Source organism: Lentibacillus sp. L22, assembly GCF_040812445.1.
In the GTDB taxonomy this organism is placed as follows: Bacteria; Bacillota; Bacilli; order Bacillales; family Amphibacillaceae; genus Lentibacillus_C; species Lentibacillus_C daqui.
Window position 1 is genome coordinate 1 of the sequence record NZ_JBFNXI010000054.1, and the last position, 20,393, is coordinate 20,393.

Consider the following 20,393-nt stretch of genomic DNA (forward strand, 5'->3'; position numbering starts at 1 on the left):
CGCCTGAGCGCAAAGCCCGTTTTTAGTCGGCCTTCCTTTGAAGAAGTTCGTTGGCTTGCTTTTCCGCTCCTCATGTACCTTCTATGTACACTCCGGTGCTCAAAGCTACGCCGCCTTGAACTTCTCGGTCCTTTTTATCCTTCTTTTGAACGGGCTCTATTATATTTTACTTTACTCTATTTTATCAGTTTTCCCTCCAGTTTGTTAGTTAAAATAATATAAAAGCAACCTTAGTCCTGAAGACAATAGGTTGCTTTTGAAAAATTAAATGCTGTGGGCTAACTTGGTTATCGGGATTGGAGAAGTTCGGCTAAGCCCGCGACGTCCTGTCGCAACGCCGAACTGACCTACGTCCTGTAGCCCTCCGTCCGTCTCCTGTGCCCCGCGGCTAATATGCTTAAAAATTAAACGGTTCACCAATTGTATAACTGTCTTCCAGCACATAAATACCTTTTTCTTTTGGTGCATTTGGCAAGCCTAATTCTTTTTGCGAACATATCATACCATTCGATGGAACCCCACGTAATTTTGTCGGTTTGATTTGAAGTCCGTTCGGCATTGTTGCACCAACTTTGGCAACAACAACCTTCTGACCTGCATCAACGTTTGGCGCGCCACATACAATCTGCAATGTTTCATCGCCCGTATCTACCTGGCAGACACTTAATTTATCAGCATTTTCATGTGGGGTCTTCTCACGAACATAGCCGACAACAAATTTTGGACGCAAATCAAAATCAAGTGAATCGTGCAGCCCATTTTTTTCAAAGAATATCTGTAATGTATCAAGCATGTCCGCTGTGAGCATGATTTTTCCTGTTGCAGGTAGCTCAAAATGTTGTGACGCATGAAAAATGTTATAACCAAGCACATTCCCGTCTGTACTGATAATTTTCGTAATGTCGCCATATTGCTCATGCTTTAGTTCATAACGATTCCCTTCCTGCAGAGGGATAATTAAAACATCACCAATACCTGTTGGATTATAAAATACATCCACTGATTTCATCCTTTCTATTTCTCGGGTTTGTTTTTTGCCAAAATAAATATCGGTTCCAGTTTTTTATCTTCGTAAAGAAACGATAAGGAAGTGATTGGTATTCTTCCTTCCGCGAAAAACTTCATTGTCATTTGCGCCAGTATATCATAGCCTGTTTTATTTTGAATATCGGCGGCAATTAGAACATCTTGATGGGGAACAGCTAATGCTAATTCCCCTTTACTATTAGCCTTTAATTCCTCCAAAAATGCTTCATTTAAAATTCTGCTTGCATCATATCCATCCTGTGTAGCCAGGAAATAAAAGTCATTATCAGCAACCGTATCCTTTTTCATTTCGGTGGATAAAGAACGAACATTAAATGAGGCAATTTCATCAACCCGCTCGCTGGTCCAACCTTCTTTGTCCAGCATCGGCTCATCAATTAACCGATACGATTTCCCAAGGTCCAACGCATAAAAAATTCTTGTTTCAGCGGTGTGTTCTTTCGTAGCAAGCTTGGTTTTCGCTTTCGTCTCTGTCGGGAAAGACGTAGCGCGAATAACAGGAAAAATTGATTTCTCCATTCCCGTTAACTCATAATTCCGGTGCATCATCCGCAATGACTCTGTTATATGGTCGACAATGTCGTTAACTGCTTGATTTCCCCGCTCATTATATTTCCCGACTACATTGGGAAGGGTAATCGTTACTCCCTGTTTTGTATCTTTCCATTCGATGCGAAGCGTATCTTTATCCCGATTATATGATGTTTGATAATCCGGATTAGCCAATCGTTCTTCCAGCAATTTTTTCATTTTGATACTTGTCATCTTCATGTGTTTCTCCCCTTTTTTTGGAGAATTTTAAATCACCCGGCATCACTAAGCGGGTAAATTATCGATAAAAGCAATGACTTCTTCTTTTGTTTTCCGATCCTTGCTGACAAATCGGCCAATTTCTGCACCATCACGAAAGGCAATAAAACTTGGAATACCAAAAATATCGTAATCTTGGCAGATATCAATAAATTGGTCACGATCAATTATAACAAATGTGAATCCCGGATAAGCCTGTTCGATTTCAGGTAATACAGGTTCAATTATCCGGCAATCCGGGCACCAGTCTGCAGTGAATATGGCAATTACCGGTTCATTTTCGATATATGTTGAAAATTGTTCTTTTGTTTCAAGTGTTTTCATAGTTATCAGCCTCCAGTGTAATAGTATCTTTGTTTTTCATGAATGGCAAATAAAAAAGTGTAAGTTCATTCCTTGGTTTCTGACGATTTTAAGTGGCACTGATGTGGTACAAAATCTATTGCAACATGTTAAGATATTGTTACAATGGTATATAGTATAGTCTTCATTGGAGGGATAATAATGGAATTAACCGTTTATTTAGCTGGACAAATTCACACAAATTGGCGTGAAGAACTAAAACAGAAGGCAAGTGAGAAAAAGCTTCCCTTAACATTTGTTGCACCACAAACAGACCATGACCGGTCAGATAATATTGGCGAGGATGTGTTGGGAGAGCAGCCTGGAAAAGTGTATAAGGATGATGCTGCATCAAGTATTAATAATCTGCGAACTCAGGTACTAATGCAAAAATCAGATGTTGTCATTGCATTGTTTGGCGAACAATATAAACAATGGAATACAGCGATGGATCTAAGTGCTGCAATCACCATGAATAAACCAACCATCCTTGTCAGACCTGAATCCCTGATCCATCCTTTAAAAGAATTATCCAATAAGGCAAACGTTACGGTTGAAACGGTTGACCAAGCACTGGATGTACTGAATTATATTTTTGAATAAGGAGACATGTAGCGGGGCATTAGACGGCATCTCTTCCCATTTGCAGATTTCATTCAGTTAGTTTTTCGAATGACTTGGCGTATCTCATTTATTTTTAGGGCTGTTTACCTTCCCCACTTTTTTATTTTGGTTACTCACACATGCAGGGAGGTATTACAGCCCGTTGATAAGTTTATGGTAAAACTCCCACTGACCTCGCAATAATTTTACAAGATGGCTGAACATTTCCTTTCTTGTTATCATTTCATTGGTAAAAATACCAATTGCTCCTTCATTTTTCCGGACTTCCTGTTTTTCGGCATATTGATCCATCACGTCACCAAGTTCATGACCCTTACACAATTCATTATGTATTTCATCCGGCAAAGGGATTCTTGCACCACTTGCTGTAAACATATGTTTATCCTGATCAACCATCGCACCCCAATTACACAAATAAAGTTGGTCTTCTACATACATCACACCGCCTTCCAGACCAATTCCGACTGAATCCGGGTTGTTTCGCGTACATTCCAATGCACGATTCATGGCACCTACTTTTGTCTCTTCATCGGAAAATGGCTGTGCGGAAACGCCGGAAGATGCGTTTATTTCCAGTACTGTATAGCCAGCAAATATTTCTTTAACGGCATTTATTTTGGCTGGATTATTGGATCCAATCATAATCTTCATCTACATATCCCCACAATCATGGGCAAGCTGTTACCATAAAACAGCAGTTTCTTATTTCATGGCAGAGCAAGCCCGGAAAGAATGTTCAATCTAATTAAATTTATTTACCGCATATCTGATCTACTGTATTTTGATCCGTGGTTTTGACAAGTTTAACTAACAGTTCCTTGGCTGCCTGATAATCATCGACATGAATAATCGAGGCCGCGGTATGAATGTAACGGGAACAAATGCCAATGACCGCAGACGGAACCCCATTACCCGTTAGATGAACCCGTCCTGCATCTGTACCACCTTGTGAAACAAAATATTGATATGGGATGTTGTTTGATTCTGCTGTATCCAAAACAAATTCACGCAATTGGGTGTGAGTGATCATCGTCCGGTCAAAAATGCGTAGTAATGCCCCTTCTCCCAATTGACCGAATGCATCTTTATCACCTGACATATCATTCGCCGGTGACGCATCCAACGCATAAAAAATGTCTGGCTCAATCATATGGGCAGCCACCTGTGCACCTCTTGTACCAACCTCTTCCTGAACAGTAGCCCCACTAAACAATTGATTTGGTACCGTCTCATGTTGTAGTTCCTTTAACAGCTCAATGGAGAGCCCGCATCCATAGCGATTGTCCCAGGATTTGGCCAGAATTTTTTTAGGGTTCGCCATTGGTGTAAAGGGACATATTGGCAAAACGGCTTGCCCAGGTTTAATTCCAATTTTTAGTGCATCATCACGATCATCTGCACCAATGTCAATCAACATATTCTCTGGTTCCATCGGTTTTTTCCGTTGCTCAGGTGTAAGATTATGTGGTGGAATGGAACCGATGACACCAGTCACTGGACCATTATCAGTCATCACTTGTACTCGTTGTGCCAACATGACCTGATTCCACCAGCCGCCGAGCGTTTGAAAACGAAGCATACCATTTTTTGTGATTTGCGTTACCATAAAGCCTACTTCATCCATATGTCCAGCAACCATTACCTTAGGTCCGCTTCCTTGTTTAACCCCAAATATCCCACCTAGATTATCTTGAATAATGGAATCTGCATATTTTTGTAATTCGCTGCGCATAAACGCTCGTACAGGATGCTCATTACCGGGAGCCCCTTGCAATTCAGTTAGCGTTTTGAACAGATCCAATGTTTCTTGTTTCATGATTTCCCTTCATCCCTTCGTATGTATTGAAATCTTTAAACTAAGTATAACGGAACAAGAGAGGTCCTTTCCACTATCACCTACCATTTTTCATTTTCTATTTTGTCTTATTTGCGGTATACTATCTTATGAAAGTAAAGATTACCGGGTCTAAATTAGCTTTATGGGGTGATAAAAAATGGGAATGAAAAAAGCTGTATTGGCTGCCGGTTTAGGTGTAGCCGTTGGTTATTTAGCAAGACAGCAAATGGAACAAATCCAAAAAATAACACCGGAAAAAGCATTAAAACAAGCAAAGGAAGCATTTAAGCGACAAGGACCCATTAGTGGTTCATGGATTTATATGAAACCTGAATCAGTCGAGAAAAACGGGTTAACGTATCAAGCTTATCGCGGTGGAATCACCCGTAATATTGATGGGGAAAACAAGCCATATGAATTCCATGTCGATCTGGAAACAGGCGCAGTGATAGATGCTGTCCCAACAACTTGATTGGGAAACCAAAAAGCACCCGTTTGATAGCCAATAATGAGCAAAAAGAGCTGTCCTAAAATAAAAAGGATAGCTCTTTTTGGCTTATTTATACGTATAACGCTCTCGTTTTACTTCATCATTTTCTTCAGTATCCAGCACCTTTGTTATACAAAGCGCGCACGGCAACGATAGATAGCTTGTCCCTTGGCGGAAAACTTCTCTTCATATTCGGTCATTATGTTTGTCGGATCTTGCAACTGATGCAAATCCAAATTAACCTCTTGCAGTTGCATTCCAAAAGTTGAGAAACTGACAAGTGAATACTCAAATAATCCGCGATTGTCGGTTTTCATAATTATTTCTCCATCGTGTTTGAGAAGTTGTTGATATTTTTTTAAGAATGCTGAAAAGGTTAAGCGCCGTTTTTCATGTCGATTTTTCGGCCACGGATCAGAAAAGTTCAAATAAATGTTCGTAATTTCGTGATCAGCAAACACATCCAATAGATCGGCTGCATTCATATTTACTAATAATATGTTTGACATCCCTGCATCGATAATTTTTTCAGCAGCTGTTACAATAACACTTTTACTTAACTCGATCCCGATAAAATTCACATCTTTGTATTGGTTTGCCATTCCAGTTAAAAACTGACCTTTTCCGGTACCTATTTCCAAATGGATGGGATTGTTATTACCAAAGACGGATTGCCATTCCCCTTTATAGTTTTTTGGATCAGGGATAATTAAATTGCTGTTGGCAGCTATAAATTCATCAGCCCATGGTTTATGACGTTGACGCATCTTGAAAATCTCTCCTCCTCGTTAAATATCACCAATTTACCATGTAAGAAAAGCACCCACTGAAATGAAGCATAATCTGGTTACATATGTTGAACACTAAGCATGAGGTGATTTTCTCATGACAATAACTGTTCACGATCAATTAATGGTTTTACATGATATATTAGGTGAACATGCTGCTGAATGTTCTGGTGAAGTGGCGGAATACCAGCAAATTAAACGATTGGTTAAATCAATGATGGCTAACAACAGCATAACAGACAAGCAACTCCTAAACCTGCTTCCAGAAATTTATAATTATGGTCACGATGGAGAAACTGTTCAAAACCCGCCTGATCATATCACAACCAACAAACATAAGATTGAAAACTGGATGAACGCCATTACAAATGTCGATTTAGAATAACACGGTTGATATGCATATTTAAGTCATGCAGATCATCAAGACGTTCCTGAACTTTTAGTTGTTCTTTCCGTTCCTCATGCCAATGTAAATAATTCAGGGAATCGGAAATAAGATACCAATACATCCGGTCAAAAAGTTGTTTATTATTGTTAACGCCATATTGTTGTAACCAATCATCCCAATCATTTATCGGGATATACCTTTTTAATACCATCCCAAAATCCATTACCGGGTCAGCTATCATTGCATTATCCCAATCAATTAAATAAAGCTGACCTTCTTTTGTTAGCAACAGATTATTATGATTTAAGTCGCAGTGGCAAACGACCTGTTTCTGTTTACGGGTAACTGGCAACAATAAATGCAAATAATACAGTGCATCCCTTACTACACCATATCTCTGGTAAAGACCGCTTGTATGTAGTTGTCTTTGCAAATAGTGATAGCTTGCATCGGGTGTGATCGGTTTTTTTCCCAGCCGCATTAACATATGCAGCAATTCAGACGAATGGTGAATCCTTCGTAACAATTCAGCAACTTGACGATGTTGCATTTCTTCAGGTTTTAGCTCTCTTCCCTCAATCCATTCCTGGGCCGTAACAACATCACCGTTTTCCAACCGCTTTGTCCAAATAAGTTTTGGAACAATTTTTTCAGCGGAAAGAACTGCCAAAAATGGTGATGAGTTACGTTTAAGAAATAATCGCTTCCCCTGATTTTCGGCAATATAGGCATCACCGGTCAACCCGCCAGCAGGTGTTATATTCCATTCATTTCCGAGTATATGGTTAAACCAATTCACCGTTCATTCCTCAAATCTTTAATGAAAGTGTTCACTTTTTCTTAATAATCTCAAAAAATAACATGCATCTTTTTAATAGTCCAATTATATATTTTATAACGTTGACGGCAAAATTACAAATATGTTTATCGGAAATTTCCTTTCAACACGTTATCAATCATCCTATGTATTTGATTCTTCCCAATCCATTGCAAACGCTTCTGTCTCCTCCTCCCATTCCGGACGCTTTACCGAGGTTGTTTGACAATGCTTTAATAGGGCATGGGCGGCTTTTAATTGTTGATTCTTCATTGGTGAAACGAGACTTCTTTTTTCAGAAAACCATGACTGATACCTTTCATAGCGCGAAATATAATTTTTCAGCTTAATGAGCTGTGCCATCTATACCACCTCTTAATTCATAACTGGAGATGACTTTATATTTTGGTATTTCACTGGGAAAAATCTGAAATAATACAATCCGCGTAACTTGCATTTTTACCGTTTGTTGCCGGTATTTTTCCTTGACATTGGCCAACTCACCGTCATCACTGGCACCGATCCACTTCTTTCCCAGTGTAATATGTGGTTGATATGCCCGTTTTTCTTGGGAAAATCCACATGCTGTCAAACTGGTCTCAATATAATCGTGTAACGATATTAACTGAGGGTGCTTCTCGACGCCGGCCCATAACACGCGGGGGCTTTTCGTTTTTCCAAAGGTGCCAATACCACCGACATGAAGCGTAAAGCTCTCCTGATTCTCGATCGGTTGTAATGTTTTGATAACGGTTTGAATCGTTTTATCATCCACTGCACCCAAAAATTTCAGAGTAATATGCAGGTCATGTTGATTGGTCCATTGCTTGTATGGAAATAATAAACGGAAATCATCCTGCCAATCCGATAGTTTATCTCTTATATCCATGGAAATCGGTATACCAATAAAATAATGCGGAAATGATGTCATCACTATCCGCCCTCCTTTTTGTTTACATCGTGCTGAACCTTTTTCCTTTCATCCACAATAAATTAGGTGTAAAATAAAATTAGAAAAATACATCAAATATGTCTGAGATTCACAGCACCACATAATTAATGACACATTAGGGAGTGGTTTTTTGAATCAACCAACATCAAGAATGCTAACAAGAGTCAAGTCTGTCTACCTTTACATCAGGAAAAATGGAACAGTCACGACCCAGGAGTTGGCCGATGAATTTGGAACGACAGACAGAACCATCCAACGGGATTTGCGTGTATTAGTTTATAACGGTCTCGTTAATAGCCCGATTCGCGGAAAATGGAAAATTACAAATAAAAAAGTGAAAATCTCATAAACAGTAATGCACAAAAAGAACATAGTACATGATATCAAATAAAGCTTGAGCCGACACTACTTCATGTCGGCTCTTTTGTTAGTGACTGACAATAAGCAAGTTCTGCTTGTGTTAGTTCCCGATACGCTCCTAAAGCTAATTGCTGATCAAGTTTTAATTTGCCCATTGACAGACGTTTTAAATAGGTTACGCGTTTCTCAACTGCCGCAAACATCCGTTTAATTTGATGATACTTGCCTTCTGAAATAGAAATAATGATCTCGGACGTGTTTCCAGCCTTGCGTATACTTAATATTGCCGGTTTTGTTGTGTACCCATCATCCAATTGAATGCCATTGCGGAATAAATCAACATCCCTCTGGGTAACATGACCATCAATTGTTGCAAAATATGTTTTGGTAATGGCCTTTTTTGGTGAGGTTAGCTTATGGGCAAGTTCCCCGTCATTCGTTAACAATAACAGCCCTTCTGTGTCTTTATCCAGTCTGCCTACAGGAAACAAATCAACATATTGAAAATCATCTCTAACCAGATCAATCACCGTTGTATCCCGGCTGTCCGTCGTTGCTGACACCACTCCTTTGGGCTTGTGCAACATGATATAGTGATATTTTTGATATCCTATTTGTTTACCTGAAGCTTTAATAATATCTGTTTTCGGGTCAACATGCAGCCCACCATCTTTAACAACCGTATCATTAACCGTAACCTGCCGTTTTTTTAATAAGGACTTTACATCTTTGCGGCTGCCAATCCCCATATTTGCCAGTAATTTATCAAGTCGCACAAACATTCTCCTATCTGCGTAATATGCGATCCAATATCCGAATTCGATTTCCTAAAATCCGTTCCAGTAATGTAGAATAATAACCAAGCAACAGATAGACGCCACCGCCAAGGACAACGCCAATTCCGAGCACAACAATTGCGGCTAAACGGTCGGTTTTGTACGGAAGGAACATCCCGCATACCCATTCTACAACCCATAGTACGATTGCCATGATTAACGAAAAAATCAGGATTAATACTGTACGCTTGATCGTTTGTCGTAGCGGGAAGTGAATAGACACACATACCCGCCATAAATTAAGGATGACTGCTGTTCCAACAGCTAATCCCGTACCGAAGATAGCCCCTTTTGCACCAAACATATGGATCAGTTGGATATTGAACAGTATTTTTAATAAAAGACCTGCTGACAAACTAATGGCCGCAAAGCGCTGCTGGTTGATTCCCTGCAATATGGATGCAGATACCGTAAACAAAGCAAACAGCAAGGCAATCGGTGCATACCATGCCAGTAACGGACCGGTAATATCAATATGATCTAATCCAAACAAAGAACCATACGCTACATCGGATAACATCAACAGCCCAACTACTGCGGGGATGACAAGTACCATAACGATTTGCAAGGCCTGGTTTATTTGCTGGTACATCAATGGCCAGTTCTTCTGGGTAAATGTTTTCGTCAATGCGGGCAAGATCGCTAACGATAAACCAGTTGCGATGGTAACCGGAATAAGGATGAGTTTATGTCCGTTAGAACCGATAACCGCATAGGAAGTTATCCAATTTTCGTGGTCCACTACTGCCATGGCCCGTTCAAAAGTAAATTGATCGACCAATTGATATAGCGGTGTTGCTAAGCCAACTAGCACAAATGGACCTGCATAACGAAATAATTCGACAAATAAATCCTTTGTTGGTATCTGGTGTTCCTGTTCCTGCTGTTGCACCTGTTGTTTAATACTTGTCTTTCGTTTTTGCCAGTATACCCATAATACAAGACAAGATGCTAATCCCCCAATAAAAGCCGCAAATGTGGCAAAACCAACTGCGGTAGTAATGGAACCATGAAACAGTTTCAGTACGATGAATGCAGCGCCCAACAAGAACACAATACGAATGATTTGTTCTACAACTTGTGAGACAGCCGTTGGCCCCATGGATTGATACCCTTGGAAAAAACCACGAACAAGACTCATCGCCGGAATAATTATTAATGCAAAGCTTACCATCCGGATCACTATTGCCACATCAGCAGCTGAAATAGCTCCCGCATCTTTATTCGTGATCATCAAATGAGCAATCGGTTCTGCGCTAAAAAATAATACCAAAAAGGCTATCAGTCCGGTAACACTCATTAGCAACATACCTGCACGAAACATGCGCATGCCTGTCCGGTAATCGCCCAGTGAATTATATTTTGCAACAAATTTGGAAACGGCTAACGGTACCCCGACCGTGGAAATGCTCATTAAAATGTTATATGGTGCGTAAGCATAGGCATTAAGTGTGACCCCTGTTTCACCAACCAATTCATTAAACGGGATAATATAGATCATTCCCAAAAACTTTGATAAAAACGTCGCACCTGTCAATAACATGGTGCCTCTGACAATATTCGACATTGTTTCACCTGCGTCTTCTCATAATTACATCTTCATTAGCTTATTTTATCACAGAAAACAAAAAGTGGGATAACGAATTCTCTTCAATCCAGAATAAATAGTAATAAAATGGATGTGCATTTCATGAAAAACATGATAAGCTGTTTGCAGTGAAAGGACTGAGATTCATTGACATATGATGTAGTTGTGATTGGCGGCGGTCCATCCGGATTGATGGCCTCCATCGCTGCCGCAGAACAAGGCGCCAAAACACTTTTAATCGAAAAAGGAAAAAAACTCGGAAAGAAACTTGCCATTTCCGGTGGTGGCCGTTGTAATGTTACCAACCGTCTGCCACAGGAAGAAGTGATTAGACATATTCCCGGTAATGGAAAATTTCTGTACAGTGCGTTTTCTGTCTTTAATAATTATGATATCATCGACTTTTTTGAAAACATGGGAGTCAAGCTAAAGGAGGAAGATCATGGTCGCATGTTCCCTGTCTCTAATTCAGCCAAAACCGTGGTTAATGCGCTGATTAACAAGCTTTATGACCTTAACGTAGAAATTCGTATGAACACTATGGTACAAGCCATTCACTATGATACTGATTGTCACACGGTCATCATGGATCAGGAGAAATTCAACACAAAAGCGGTCGTTATTGCGGTTGGTGGAAAAGCTGTCCCACATACAGGTTCTACCGGCGATGGCTATGCTTGGGCGAAAAAAGCTGGACATACTATTACCACGCTATACCCGACAGAAGTTGCATTGACATCCAATGAAGATTTTATTCAACAAAAGGAGCTGCAAGGGCTATCATTGAGAGACGTGTCCCTAACTGTATTAAATAAGAAACAAAAAGCAATCATTACTCACCGAATGGATATGCTATTTACTCATTTTGGCATTTCCGGTCCAGCTGTTTTACGCTGTTCGCAATTTGTCGTAAAAGAACTGATGCGTGGCAATTCCGAGGTCAAGATGGTGTTAGATGTACTGCCTGATGCAAATGAACAGCAACTGGTAAAATCGGTGTGGCAAACAATGGAACAACATCCCAAGAAAACAGTAAAAAATAATTTAAAAGGACTGATCCCTGAGCGTTTGCTCGATTTTATCCTGACCAATCATCGCGTCATGCCAGAAGAAAAAGCTGCCAACATCGGCAAGGATACTATTCGTTCCATTGTCAGCAACATGAAACATTTCACTTTTTCCGTTCATGGTTCATTACCATTAAAGAAGGCCTTTGTAACTGGTGGCGGTGTGTCTTTAAAAGAGGTTGACCCGCGTACGATAAAATCGAAAAAGATGCATGGATTGTATTTTTGTGGTGAAATTTTGGATATTCACGGCTATACTGGCGGTTACAATATTACCTCAGCACTGGTAACAGGAAGGCTAGCCGGGACAAATGCTGCATCTGAAGCCAAAGCATTGTTGTAATACCTTATTGGCAGCTCATTCCTTGTATGATTTCTACCTACAAAGTTCATCCTAAACATGTACGGGGACAACCAAAAACGAGAGAGGATTTGGTATAAAATGCAAAAGAGTGGAATATGGATACCATTAGTCGCTTCTGTCGGTGTTGGGGCAGCAACGTTTTATTCCATGACAAAGAACCAGCAAGGATTGGGACAAACCATGGAAAAAATGGTACCGTTTGTTTCGCAAATGAGCGGTAGTGGAAATATGGGAATGGGTAATAACCAACAAATGAATGCCAATAGTAATATGCAGAACCAAAACCAAAATAGCCAAAACCTGGGGACCTTCGGGATGAGCTAATAAAGTAAAAAGACGTGTCATTCAAATGGACACGTCTTTTTTGAGTCTCACATAAACGTCACAGTTTATTCATCCTATTGTGATTGGGTTTGATGATTACGAATGGGGCGTTACACTCTTTTGTGATGATGTATTAAAATTCAAAAAGTTAATTTATGATACACGTTTTGATGAGGTCAGTGCCAAATACGGAATTTTTGGTTCGTTCTTTATTGGGTGTTACTTACCTGAAGAAGAAATTGATAACTACTTTGACGTTTGAGGTAATGATGCCATTTCAAATAACTTAACCAAAAATGGTTCTCATCCGCCGTTCTGTATCGGTGGATGAGAACCATTAACATTCTTTATTTTCTCCCCGCTCCATTCGTCAAACGAATAAATTCTTCGGCATCTTTTGCCATTAATTGAATCCCCGCAGCCCAAAACTCCTGTTTGGTTAAATCAACGCCCAAATGTTTTTCAGCAAGGTCTTCTACTTTCATCGAACCGGTATCCCTCAGTAAGGCGATATATTTATCCTCAAAGCCTTCAGGGTTTTTCAGGTATTCCGCATAGATCCCTAAGCTGAACAAATAGCCGAATGTATACGGGAAATTGTAGAACGGCACATCGTCGATAAAGAAATGCAATTTGCTGCACCAGAAATGCGGATGATAACCGGACAAACTGTCACAGTATGCTTCCTTTTGTGCTTCAATCATTAATTCATTCAACCGTTTTTCCGAGACAATGCCTTTCGAACGCTCCTCGTAAAAAGCATTTTCAAATAAGAACCGTGCATGAATATTTAAAAACATCGCCGTTGCATTTTCCAGTTTCGCACTTAATAGTTGAATTTTTTCCGCTTCTGATTTTGCATTTGCTACGGTTGCATTACCAATAATTGTTTCGGCAAACGTACTTGCTGTTTCCGCCACATTCATAGCATATTCTTGATTTAAATCGGGCAAATCGTTCATGACATGACTGTGAAATGCATGACCCAATTCATGAGCCAAGGTACTGGTATCATTTGGTGATCCGGTAAAGGTCATAAATATCCGGGATTCTTTAAATTCCGGAAGTTCCGTACAATATCCGCCTGGGCGTTTATTTGGGCGATCCTCCGCTTCTACCCAGCGATTTCTGAGTGCGTGTTTTGCAAAATCTGATAGTTTTGGACCAAAGGAAGCAAAATGGTTAATCACAAATTCGCATGCTTCATCATATGTAAAACGAGTTGGTTTGACATTACCTAATGCAACTGGGGCATCGACATCCTGCCAGCCCAACTTTTCCATCCCAAACAGGTTTGCCTTTTGGTTTAAAAAGTCAATAAAAGGTTGTTTATGGTTGGCAACTGCTGACCACATTGCATCGAGCGTTTTTTTGGTCATACGATTATATTCCAATGGTTCTTCCAAATAACCCTCCCGTTTATGGGCCTTTTGCAGTGTCAGCCGGTAGCCAACTAAATGATTGATGTTATCAGCAAAAATGGGTGCATATTTTGCCCATGCCGTCTCCCAATTTTCAAAAAGCTGTTTCCTAACTTCGGGATCTGGGTCAGTATACATCAGGTTCATGGCTTGTCCAACAGATAATTCAGTAGTTTTTCCCTCTTTATCTGTAAATGGAATAGTCATAATGGAAACGATGGTGTCATATAGACGGCTCCAAGCGGTCAAACCATCTTTGTTTAAATCGGAAATCAGCTTTTCTTCTTCCTCCGATAAGAGACGTTTCCCCTGATCACGTCTTTCATTTAATGCAAAGGAAATTTCTTTTAATGTTTCATCTGCTAAAAGATTTTGCCAATCATCATCTGAAATAGCCACAAGTTTTTTCGTAAAGGTGTTGGACAGCTTTTGCATCTCGCTGTACAGATCCATTACTTGCCCCATCACCACATTGGCATGTTCGTCGTCCATGAATGCGTCATGCCACATTTGAACGAAGGTAGCAGACTGACCGAGACCCTTGCCAATTGTTTCTTGTTTTTGCAAAATCGCCTTGAATGTTTTGACTGATGGATCTGTAGCAAAATCCCAATCATTCAACAATTTTTGGTATGAATCGATTTCTTCTTTGATTGTTTTCAATTTTGTTTGTAATTCTTTGGATTTCGTACCCCCGGGAAAAATGCTATCTAAATCCCACGTATCTTCATATTTCATTTCTTTCTTCACTCTCCTTTTCCTCTATTTTAAACGTTTTGAATATAATTAGAAACTTCTATGATTTTTCAGATTGGATTATTCATTGGTCTTTGCCAATTCATAAATGGCCTGTGCATAAATCGCAGTTGCCTTTAATAAATCATCTACAATGGCATATTCATCTTTTTGATGCATGACATCTTCACGTCCGGGAAATAAAGCTCCAAATGCAACTCCATGGTCAAGCGCCCGCGCATAAGTTCCTCCACCGATAGCAAGCAGTTCGGCTTTTTCTCCGGTTTGTTCCTCATATACTTTTTTTAGTGTTTGGATAAGTGGATCGTTTTTTTCCACATAAGCCGGCTTGGAATCGGTGAAATTCTCTAATTGAAGCCCGCTATTTTGTAATGTGTCTTGTATTTTTTGCTTTCCTTTTTCAATGTCAAATGTAACTGGATAACGCATGTTTAATCCAATACGGCCACCTGTTTCCTTGCTGTAGTCCATGATTCCCACGTTGATGGTTAGCTCACCAGAGACATCATCCTGATAAGAAACGCCAAACATCTCTCCACGGGAATGATTAAAAAATTGCGCAACAGTGTCAACAAATTTCTTTCCTTGTACATCCAGTTCCATTGCTTGCAGAAATTGTGCCATAAAAATACCAGCGTTTTTGCCATTTCGCGGTTCCGCACCATGAGCACTTACGCCAACCAATGTCAAAACGACTTGATCATTATTTGTGGTGGCATTACCATCTACTCCTGATTTGGAGAGAAATTCCTGATATTTTTGTTCTAAATTTATTGCATCTGATCCGTCTTGAATTTTTAAATGAACCTCCGCAAAATCAGGTACCATATTATATCTTCGTCCCGACTGAAACGACAATAATTCACATGTAGCATCGGATGGTTCAGTCAAGGCTGACTGTACCATGTCATAATCAGAGATACCCTTCTCCGCATAAATGATTGGGAAATCTGCATCTGGCACAAACCCCATGCTCGGCATTTCTTCCTTTTCAAAATAATGATTAACACCACGCCAGTCGCTTTCTTCATCTGTTCCAATAATCAAACGAACTCTTTTACCAAGAGGAATCCCAAGCTCTTTTACAATTTTCATGCCATAATAAGCAGCAATGGTCGGTCCTTTATCATCGCTGGACCCACGGGCATAAATCTTTCCATCCTTTATCACGGCACCATATGGATCAACACTCCAGCCATCCCCTTCAGGTACAACATCTACATGACCCAAGATACCGAGCATTTCATCTCCATCTCCCATTTCCAGATGCCCTGCCAAGTTTCCTACATTTTTAGAAGTAAAACCATCTTTCTCCCCAATGTCCAACATGTATTGCAAAGCATCTTTAACGCCTTGACCAAGTGGTGCATCTGGTGTAGTATCCTCTTCGTCCAAGACACTTTTTATTTGCAAAAGTCCTTGTAGATCCTTGATGAAATCCTCTTTTCGTTTTAACACTTCATCCATCCAATTGATATTAGCCATATTGTATCTTCACTCCTATGTTTCAATTTTATGCCTATGTATCCATCATACTCCTTTATTTTACCCATTTGAACTATCGTAATGACTTAGAAAATATTTCAATGTTAACCAACAGACTGATTTTCCTCAAACTTTGTAATTTGAAATGTTATTAGCAGGAACAATGTTTAGTTTTCTTGGTTAAATGAAAGCTTATCTCAATTAAACGATAAATCTTTTCTGTTGGATCGAAACGATTTAAAACAAGTGTGATCCAATGTTCTTTATTCATATGATATCCGGGTGGAATTCCTTGTCGTTTCCTTAGACTACCAAAAATAATTAAATTATACATTCTTCACCTTATGACAGTAAACTATTGGATTTAGCCAGTTTCTCTACTCTATAAAATGCCTGAAGCTATTTTAAAAGTAATTTTTGGTGGTTCACATTAAGGTTCCTGCATTTCTTCCGCCGGTTTATCTTCTTCCACTGGGCGTGCTCGATAAACGACAAATGACAATAACACTGTAACTATCGCAAAGATAAAGATAATAAAATAGACATGTTCTACCGCAACAACCACCGCCTCCGTCAAGGAAGCCTCTGACGTGGGAACTGCTACACCTTCCAGGTAACTTGCTTGTTTAGAATTCAAAAGACTGATAAATACCGAGACACCGATTGCACCACTTAACGGCTGTAATGTCGACATTACTGCTGTACCGTGCGGATATAAACGCTTAGGAAGCTGGTTCAATCCATTTGTTTCAGCAGGCATCATCGTTGCGGATATACTAAGCATAATCAGCATAAATCCTACGATAATGACCCACGGTGGTGTATCTGCTGTTAGTCGGCTAAACATAAACATTGTTCCTGTCAGAACGATGGTTGCTGGAATCATCATCACACGGGGCCCAACTTTATCAAATAAAGCACCCATAAACGGACTCATAATCCCATTTAAAATACTGCCCGGCAAAAGCAACATTCCCACTACTGCGGGCGCCAAGGCCATCGGACCCTGCATGAATACTGGTAAGATCAGTTCGGAAGCAAACATTGTCATTACAATAATAATGAACATAATAACCGCATGTGAAAACATCGGTAATTTGAATACTCGTAAATCCATTAGGGGTCCGTTAATTTTAAATTGTCTGATTGCAAACAGAATAATAGCTATTCCTCCAATAATAATGGAAAGTAATACTGTCGGGGATGAAAAGCCAGCTTCATTTTCCCCGACAGAACTGAATCCATATATCGTTGCTCCAAAGCCAACAGTTGATAAAAGAATAGAAATCCAATCAATTTTAGGCTTTGTAACTTCAGAGACATTGATTAAATATTTAAAAGCAAACAAGATTGAAAAAAGCGTAAAAGGGATGACGGAGATAAATAAAAATCTCCAACCTAAATAGTCGACAATTACACCTGAAAGCGTTGGACCAATTGCCGGAGCAAATATAATTACTAACCCGACAATCCCCATAATCTTCCCTCTTTTATGCGGAGGATATATCAATAAGAATACATTGTATATGACCGGCATTAATAGTCCAGTGCCAATAGCTTGAATCAAACGTCCAACGAGCAGAATAGAAAATGTAGGTGCGATTGATGCGATTGCTGTACCAATTGTAAATACTGTCATCGTTCCAATGAAGAGCTGTCTTGTCGTAAGCCATTGCATTAGAAGCGGCGATATTGGAATGACAATCGCCGTAACCAACAAAAATCCAGTAGCAACCCACTGCACAGTCGGTAATGTAATATCAAACGCATGCATTAATGTTGTCAAGGCAATGTTTAGAAGCGTTTCATTCAACAATGCAAAAAAAGCACCAATAATTAACGCTGCCATAATTGGCAACGTTTTGACATTCGGATTTTCAGATAAAAATTCATACTTTGTTTCTGTTGAGTTTGTCATGGTTTTCCCTCGTTTTTTTATTTGACATAATTTAAATTGAAGAGAATGCTCATGAAAAGCTATTCTATTTCTTCTTGCTTCATATAATATTCCATCGCTTGATTAAGCCAGTTTTGTTCATCTTTTGTGAAAGGAAAAGGTGTTATAAGTTCTTGAATATCTAATTCTTCTATATTAGTATCAGCCAGTTTTTGCATCAATTCCTCTCCAAAGAATAAAAAAGATGCTTTTAAATAGATCTTAACCATCTCTTGTACTTTTGGGTCCTCTACTGGTTTACCATATAATTGTTTTACTTCTTTAGACAATTGAATAAACGTTTTATCTAAAGAGATTTTATCCTCTTCCGATTTCTTTGATAACTCTTCCACGACATCCGTTAACATATGACGATCCATCCATTCTTCATGTATATGTTCAGCACGCATACCATGAATAAGGCTAAATAATAAGGTACTATCCACTTTTCCTTCTTCATCGACTAACTTAATTACTCTTTTAATTGATTGTATGGATTACTCGATTTGTTCTTTTTCTTTTTCTAAAGTTTGCAAATGAAGGGACAAACTTTCATTCAAATCAGCGGTAAAACTTGATTCATGTAATAAATTAGCGATTCTATCCAGACTATACCCTAGGAATTTAAGACTTAAAATTTTTTGTAAGGTTATAATATCTTGATAATTGTAAATACGGTGCCCTGAAGAAGGTTTCTTTTCTGGTCGTAATAAACCAATTTCATCATAGTAATGCAAAGTAGGAATAGGTATTCCTGTCCTTTCTGAAAATTCTCCAATGGAAAACTTGTTTTTCTTATTCACCAAAATTCCTCCTATTAAAGTATGTATTCATTATAAAACCTCAAGCAACTGGAGGTTCAAGAGGAAAATTTGAAAAATAATATAGTATGTGTAATCAATACCATTTTGCACTATCCCCGTTAATTCAAGAGTCCCCGACTTTTTGATGGCATGGAACAAGTTTTACACCGCTTGATTTTAGTCTTACAGCGAAAAATCTTTGAAACGCAAGTATTAGAAAAAGTAATACAAAAAAGAAAGAAACCCGAAATCAAATGGAGCAAAACGAATGAAATATCGACAAAATTACAAGTTTATAAATGATAACCTAAGGATGTACACAAGTTCCCTTCATGCTTAAAAGAGCTGTCAAACATGACTTTCATGCAAGATATGTGCTGTGGACAGCTGGTTCCCAACCAAAGATTCCCTATTCACTGTCAGAGGCATCAAGAACGGGGCAACGCACGTTATTTGTGCTGTTCGCTACCACAGCAAATACAGCTATAATAATGAAGAACTCAACGCAAAGGAGATTTTCAAAGTTCTTAAAAAGGAGAAAAAGCTGCCGCAAAATGAACGTACGCTATTTTGAAGCTGTTGTTTATTATTCAGATATTGAAGAAAGAGTCGAGGTTTACTTTGTCGTTATCCCTATCACAAAAGCACTGGGAGCTCTATCTTTCCACAGATGAACCCCTGTCCCTTTTAAAAATGCTGGAAATCTACGCTGTCCGCTGTTCAATCGAGGTTTTCTTTAAGGAAAACAAGCAAATTGCTTCGCTAAAGAAAATGCCAATCCCAGGATTTCGATGCCCAAATAGCACATATTACAACAACGTATATTTTATATGCTTTTTTATCGTACTTCCGCAGAATAAATGATTATGAGACGTTGGGCGGTCTCTTTAAGGACATGAGAAATGAAATGGAAGAAAAAAACATAGCCGAACTTTTATGGGAAATGTTCGATGAGCTATTGGACGTTGTCATCGTGGCAATTTCTGAATCTGGCCTCATTGATATTCAATTTTTTAAAAATCCCCGGAATACAAATATCTGGAGGATCTATTTGAGGTGTCATTTTTGGGAAATCAATTGTTGGAAGAAGATCATGCAGCCTGAATGCGCTAAATGGAATGACTGAAAAATACTATAAGAACAGGGGAAGTTCGTTTTTTTAACTTGAAATTCCCCCAAACTTTGGGGTTCCAAAACAGTTTAATCTAAATTATTTAAAATTAATTACTTTTTAGCAGGATTCTCGCATTTTATGTCGAACTTTGTTATGTAGAAAAATAAGGAGGATCGCTAAAATGTATACCATCGATGAAGCATCCAGCATACTTGGTGTTCATCCCACTACATTAAGAAGGTGG

General features: G+C 39.1%; 20 protein-coding genes and 4 pseudogenes. 8 read left to right on the top strand and 16 right to left on the bottom strand.

Annotated features, from left to right (window positions below):
* Window positions 1-397 precede the first annotated feature (397 nt).
* Genes ytpR through ABRT01_RS16175 form a run of 3 tightly spaced genes read right to left on the bottom strand, consistent with a single transcriptional unit; the run spans window position 398 to window position 2,181 of the window.
* Complete coding sequence (gene ytpR / locus ABRT01_RS16165; protein WP_269411966.1) at window positions 398-1,000, bottom strand: YtpR family tRNA-binding protein; 603 nt, start codon at window positions 998-1,000, stop codon at window positions 398-400.
* A gap of 14 nt (window positions 1,001-1,014) precedes the next feature.
* Window positions 1,015-1,818: a DUF1444 domain-containing protein gene (locus tag ABRT01_RS16170; RefSeq protein ID WP_269411965.1), complete on the bottom strand. Its 804-nt coding sequence runs from the start codon at window positions 1,816-1,818 to the stop codon at window positions 1,015-1,017.
* A 45-nt stretch (window positions 1,819-1,863) separates the two neighbouring features.
* Window positions 1,864-2,181 carry a thioredoxin family protein gene (locus ABRT01_RS16175; RefSeq protein WP_269411964.1) on the bottom strand — a complete coding sequence of 106 codons (318 nt, stop codon included), beginning with the start codon at window positions 2,179-2,181 and terminating at the stop codon, window positions 1,864-1,866.
* A 180-nt stretch (window positions 2,182-2,361) separates the two neighbouring features.
* Here ABRT01_RS16175 and ABRT01_RS16180 point away from each other — a divergent pair, with 180 nt between their 5' ends.
* Complete coding sequence (locus tag ABRT01_RS16180) at window positions 2,362-2,802, top strand: YtoQ family protein (protein WP_269411963.1); 441 nt, start codon at window positions 2,362-2,364, stop codon at window positions 2,800-2,802.
* 153 nt (window positions 2,803-2,955) lie between these two features.
* Here the strand turns inward: ABRT01_RS16180 and ABRT01_RS16185 are convergent, their stop codons facing one another.
* Window positions 2,956-3,474 (bottom strand): DUF84 family protein, encoded by a 519-nt coding sequence (locus ABRT01_RS16185; RefSeq protein WP_269411962.1) that lies wholly within the window; start codon window positions 3,472-3,474, stop codon window positions 2,956-2,958.
* 100 nt (window positions 3,475-3,574) lie between these two features.
* On the bottom strand, window positions 3,575-4,639 hold the full coding sequence (locus ABRT01_RS16190; protein WP_269411961.1) for a M42 family metallopeptidase: 1,065 nt from the start codon (window positions 4,637-4,639) through the stop codon (window positions 3,575-3,577).
* A 178-nt stretch (window positions 4,640-4,817) separates the two neighbouring features.
* On the opposite strand from ABRT01_RS16190, the gene ABRT01_RS16195 reads away from it, so the two are divergent.
* Window positions 4,818-5,132, top strand: coding sequence for a PepSY domain-containing protein (locus ABRT01_RS16195; protein WP_367748578.1), 315 nt, complete (start codon window positions 4,818-4,820; stop codon window positions 5,130-5,132).
* Window positions 5,133-5,278: 146 nt separating this feature from the next.
* Here the strand turns inward: ABRT01_RS16195 and trmB are convergent, their stop codons facing one another.
* A complete protein-coding gene (trmB, locus tag ABRT01_RS16200; protein ID WP_269411959.1) occupies window positions 5,279-5,917 on the bottom strand; it encodes a tRNA (guanosine(46)-N7)-methyltransferase TrmB in 639 nt (212 codons plus the stop codon).
* Window positions 5,918-6,035: 118 nt separating this feature from the next.
* Here trmB and ABRT01_RS16205 point away from each other — a divergent pair, with 118 nt between their 5' ends.
* Window positions 6,036-6,323, top strand: coding sequence for a YtzH-like family protein (locus ABRT01_RS16205; RefSeq protein ID WP_269411958.1), 288 nt, complete (start codon window positions 6,036-6,038; stop codon window positions 6,321-6,323).
* Here ABRT01_RS16205 and ABRT01_RS16210 read toward each other — a convergent pair.
* From ABRT01_RS16210 to thpR, 3 genes are all read right to left on the bottom strand, one after another.
* Window positions 6,301-7,125 (bottom strand): phosphotransferase family protein, encoded by an 825-nt coding sequence (locus tag ABRT01_RS16210; protein ID WP_269411957.1) that lies wholly within the window; start codon window positions 7,123-7,125, stop codon window positions 6,301-6,303. The genes ABRT01_RS16205 and ABRT01_RS16210 overlap by 23 nt on opposite strands.
* A 162-nt stretch (window positions 7,126-7,287) precedes the next feature.
* Window positions 7,288-7,506: a hypothetical protein gene (locus ABRT01_RS16215; RefSeq protein ID WP_269411956.1), complete on the bottom strand. Its 219-nt coding sequence runs from the start codon at window positions 7,504-7,506 to the stop codon at window positions 7,288-7,290.
* Window positions 7,490-8,074, bottom strand: a complete 585-nt coding sequence (gene thpR, locus ABRT01_RS16220) for an RNA 2',3'-cyclic phosphodiesterase (RefSeq protein WP_269412504.1) — start codon at window positions 8,072-8,074, stop codon at window positions 7,490-7,492. Before thpR ends, ABRT01_RS16215 begins: the two co-directional genes overlap by 17 nt.
* Window positions 8,075-8,246: 172 nt before the next feature.
* Here thpR and ABRT01_RS16225 point away from each other — a divergent pair, with 172 nt between their 5' ends.
* Window positions 8,247-8,444, top strand: a complete 198-nt coding sequence (locus ABRT01_RS16225; RefSeq protein ID WP_439649454.1) for a DeoR family transcriptional regulator — start codon at window positions 8,247-8,249, stop codon at window positions 8,442-8,444.
* A gap of 61 nt (window positions 8,445-8,505) precedes the next feature.
* On the opposite strand, the gene ABRT01_RS16230 is transcribed toward ABRT01_RS16225, so the two are convergent.
* Window positions 8,506-9,231, bottom strand: coding sequence for a pseudouridine synthase (locus tag ABRT01_RS16230; protein WP_269411954.1), 726 nt, complete (start codon window positions 9,229-9,231; stop codon window positions 8,506-8,508).
* Window positions 9,232-9,241: 10 nt separating this feature from the next.
* Window positions 9,242-10,858, bottom strand: a complete 1,617-nt coding sequence (locus ABRT01_RS16235; RefSeq protein WP_269411953.1) for a putative polysaccharide biosynthesis protein — start codon at window positions 10,856-10,858, stop codon at window positions 9,242-9,244.
* Between the two features lie 168 nt (window positions 10,859-11,026).
* Here ABRT01_RS16235 and ABRT01_RS16240 point away from each other — a divergent pair, with 168 nt between their 5' ends.
* The 3 genes and pseudogenes from ABRT01_RS16240 to ABRT01_RS16250 all read left to right on the top strand — a co-directional run.
* Window positions 11,027-12,289 carry a BaiN/RdsA family NAD(P)/FAD-dependent oxidoreductase gene (locus ABRT01_RS16240; protein ID WP_269411952.1) on the top strand — a complete coding sequence of 421 codons (1,263 nt, stop codon included), beginning with the start codon at window positions 11,027-11,029 and terminating at the stop codon, window positions 12,287-12,289.
* A gap of 99 nt (window positions 12,290-12,388) precedes the next feature.
* Window positions 12,389-12,634: a hypothetical protein gene (locus ABRT01_RS16245; protein ID WP_269411951.1), complete on the top strand. Its 246-nt coding sequence runs from the start codon at window positions 12,389-12,391 to the stop codon at window positions 12,632-12,634.
* An 82-nt stretch (window positions 12,635-12,716) separates the two neighbouring features.
* A pseudogene (locus tag ABRT01_RS16250) lies at window positions 12,717-12,896 on the top strand (chlorite dismutase family protein); the annotation flags it as partial.
* 85 nt (window positions 12,897-12,981) lie between these two features.
* Here ABRT01_RS16250 and ABRT01_RS16255 read toward each other — a convergent pair.
* The 5 genes and pseudogenes from ABRT01_RS16255 to ABRT01_RS16275 all read right to left on the bottom strand — a co-directional run bounded on the left by ABRT01_RS16255 (window position 12,982) and on the right by ABRT01_RS16275 (window position 19,035).
* A complete protein-coding gene (locus ABRT01_RS16255; RefSeq protein WP_367748593.1) occupies window positions 12,982-14,793 on the bottom strand; it encodes a M3 family oligoendopeptidase in 1,812 nt (603 codons plus the stop codon).
* A 78-nt stretch (window positions 14,794-14,871) separates the two neighbouring features.
* Window positions 14,872-16,296 (bottom strand): dipeptidase PepV, encoded by a 1,425-nt coding sequence (gene pepV, locus ABRT01_RS16260; protein WP_367748588.1) that lies wholly within the window; start codon window positions 16,294-16,296, stop codon window positions 14,872-14,874.
* Between the two features lie 151 nt (window positions 16,297-16,447).
* Window positions 16,448-16,615: pseudogene (locus ABRT01_RS16265) on the bottom strand (MmcQ/YjbR family DNA-binding protein); the annotation flags it as partial.
* Window positions 16,616-16,726: 111 nt separating this feature from the next.
* A complete protein-coding gene (locus tag ABRT01_RS16270) occupies window positions 16,727-18,214 on the bottom strand; it encodes an MDR family MFS transporter (RefSeq protein ID WP_269411945.1) in 1,488 nt (495 codons plus the stop codon).
* 59 nt (window positions 18,215-18,273) lie between these two features.
* Window positions 18,274-19,035 (bottom strand): annotated as a pseudogene (locus ABRT01_RS16275) (MerR family transcriptional regulator).
* A 152-nt stretch (window positions 19,036-19,187) separates the two neighbouring features.
* Between ABRT01_RS16275 and ABRT01_RS18380 the strand changes: the two are divergent.
* Window positions 19,188-20,139, top strand: a pseudogene (locus ABRT01_RS18380) (transposase); the annotation flags it as partial.
* Window positions 20,140-20,393 lie beyond the last annotated feature (254 nt).

What these genes read in the sequence shown, in the direction of transcription:
- trmB (WP_269411959.1), bottom strand. Translation starts at nt 5,917, where the DNA reads ATGCGTCAACGTCATAAACCATGGGCTGATGAATTTATAGCTGCCAAC.
- ABRT01_RS16225 (WP_439649454.1), top strand. Translation starts at nt 8,247, where the DNA reads ATGCTAACAAGAGTCAAGTCTGTCTACCTTTACATCAGGAAAAATGGA.
- ABRT01_RS16180 (WP_269411963.1), top strand. Translation starts at nt 2,362, where the DNA reads ATGGAATTAACCGTTTATTTAGCTGGACAAATTCACACAAATTGGCGT.
- ABRT01_RS16235 (WP_269411953.1), bottom strand. Translation starts at nt 10,858, where the DNA reads ATGTCGAATATTGTCAGAGGCACCATGTTATTGACAGGTGCGACGTTT.
- ABRT01_RS16190 (WP_269411961.1), bottom strand. Translation starts at nt 4,639, where the DNA reads ATGAAACAAGAAACATTGGATCTGTTCAAAACGCTAACTGAATTGCAA.
- pepV (WP_367748588.1), bottom strand. Translation starts at nt 16,296, where the DNA reads ATGGCTAATATCAATTGGATGGATGAAGTGTTAAAACGAAAAGAGGAT.
- ABRT01_RS16215 (WP_269411956.1), bottom strand. Translation starts at nt 7,506, where the DNA reads ATGGCACAGCTCATTAAGCTGAAAAATTATATTTCGCGCTATGAAAGG.
- ABRT01_RS16195 (WP_367748578.1), top strand. Translation starts at nt 4,818, where the DNA reads ATGGGAATGAAAAAAGCTGTATTGGCTGCCGGTTTAGGTGTAGCCGTT.
- ABRT01_RS16255 (WP_367748593.1), bottom strand. Translation starts at nt 14,793, where the DNA reads ATGAAATATGAAGATACGTGGGATTTAGATAGCATTTTTCCCGGGGGT.
- ABRT01_RS16185 (WP_269411962.1), bottom strand. Translation starts at nt 3,474, where the DNA reads ATGAAGATTATGATTGGATCCAATAATCCAGCCAAAATAAATGCCGTT.
- thpR (WP_269412504.1), bottom strand. Translation starts at nt 8,074, where the DNA reads ATGACATCATTTCCGCATTATTTTATTGGTATACCGATTTCCATGGAT.
- ABRT01_RS16245 (WP_269411951.1), top strand. Translation starts at nt 12,389, where the DNA reads ATGCAAAAGAGTGGAATATGGATACCATTAGTCGCTTCTGTCGGTGTT.
- ABRT01_RS16170 (WP_269411965.1), bottom strand. Translation starts at nt 1,818, where the DNA reads ATGAAGATGACAAGTATCAAAATGAAAAAATTGCTGGAAGAACGATTG.
- ABRT01_RS16175 (WP_269411964.1), bottom strand. Translation starts at nt 2,181, where the DNA reads ATGAAAACACTTGAAACAAAAGAACAATTTTCAACATATATCGAAAAT.
- ABRT01_RS16270 (WP_269411945.1), bottom strand. Translation starts at nt 18,214, where the DNA reads ATGACAAACTCAACAGAAACAAAGTATGAATTTTTATCTGAAAATCCG.
- ABRT01_RS16205 (WP_269411958.1), top strand. Translation starts at nt 6,036, where the DNA reads ATGACAATAACTGTTCACGATCAATTAATGGTTTTACATGATATATTA.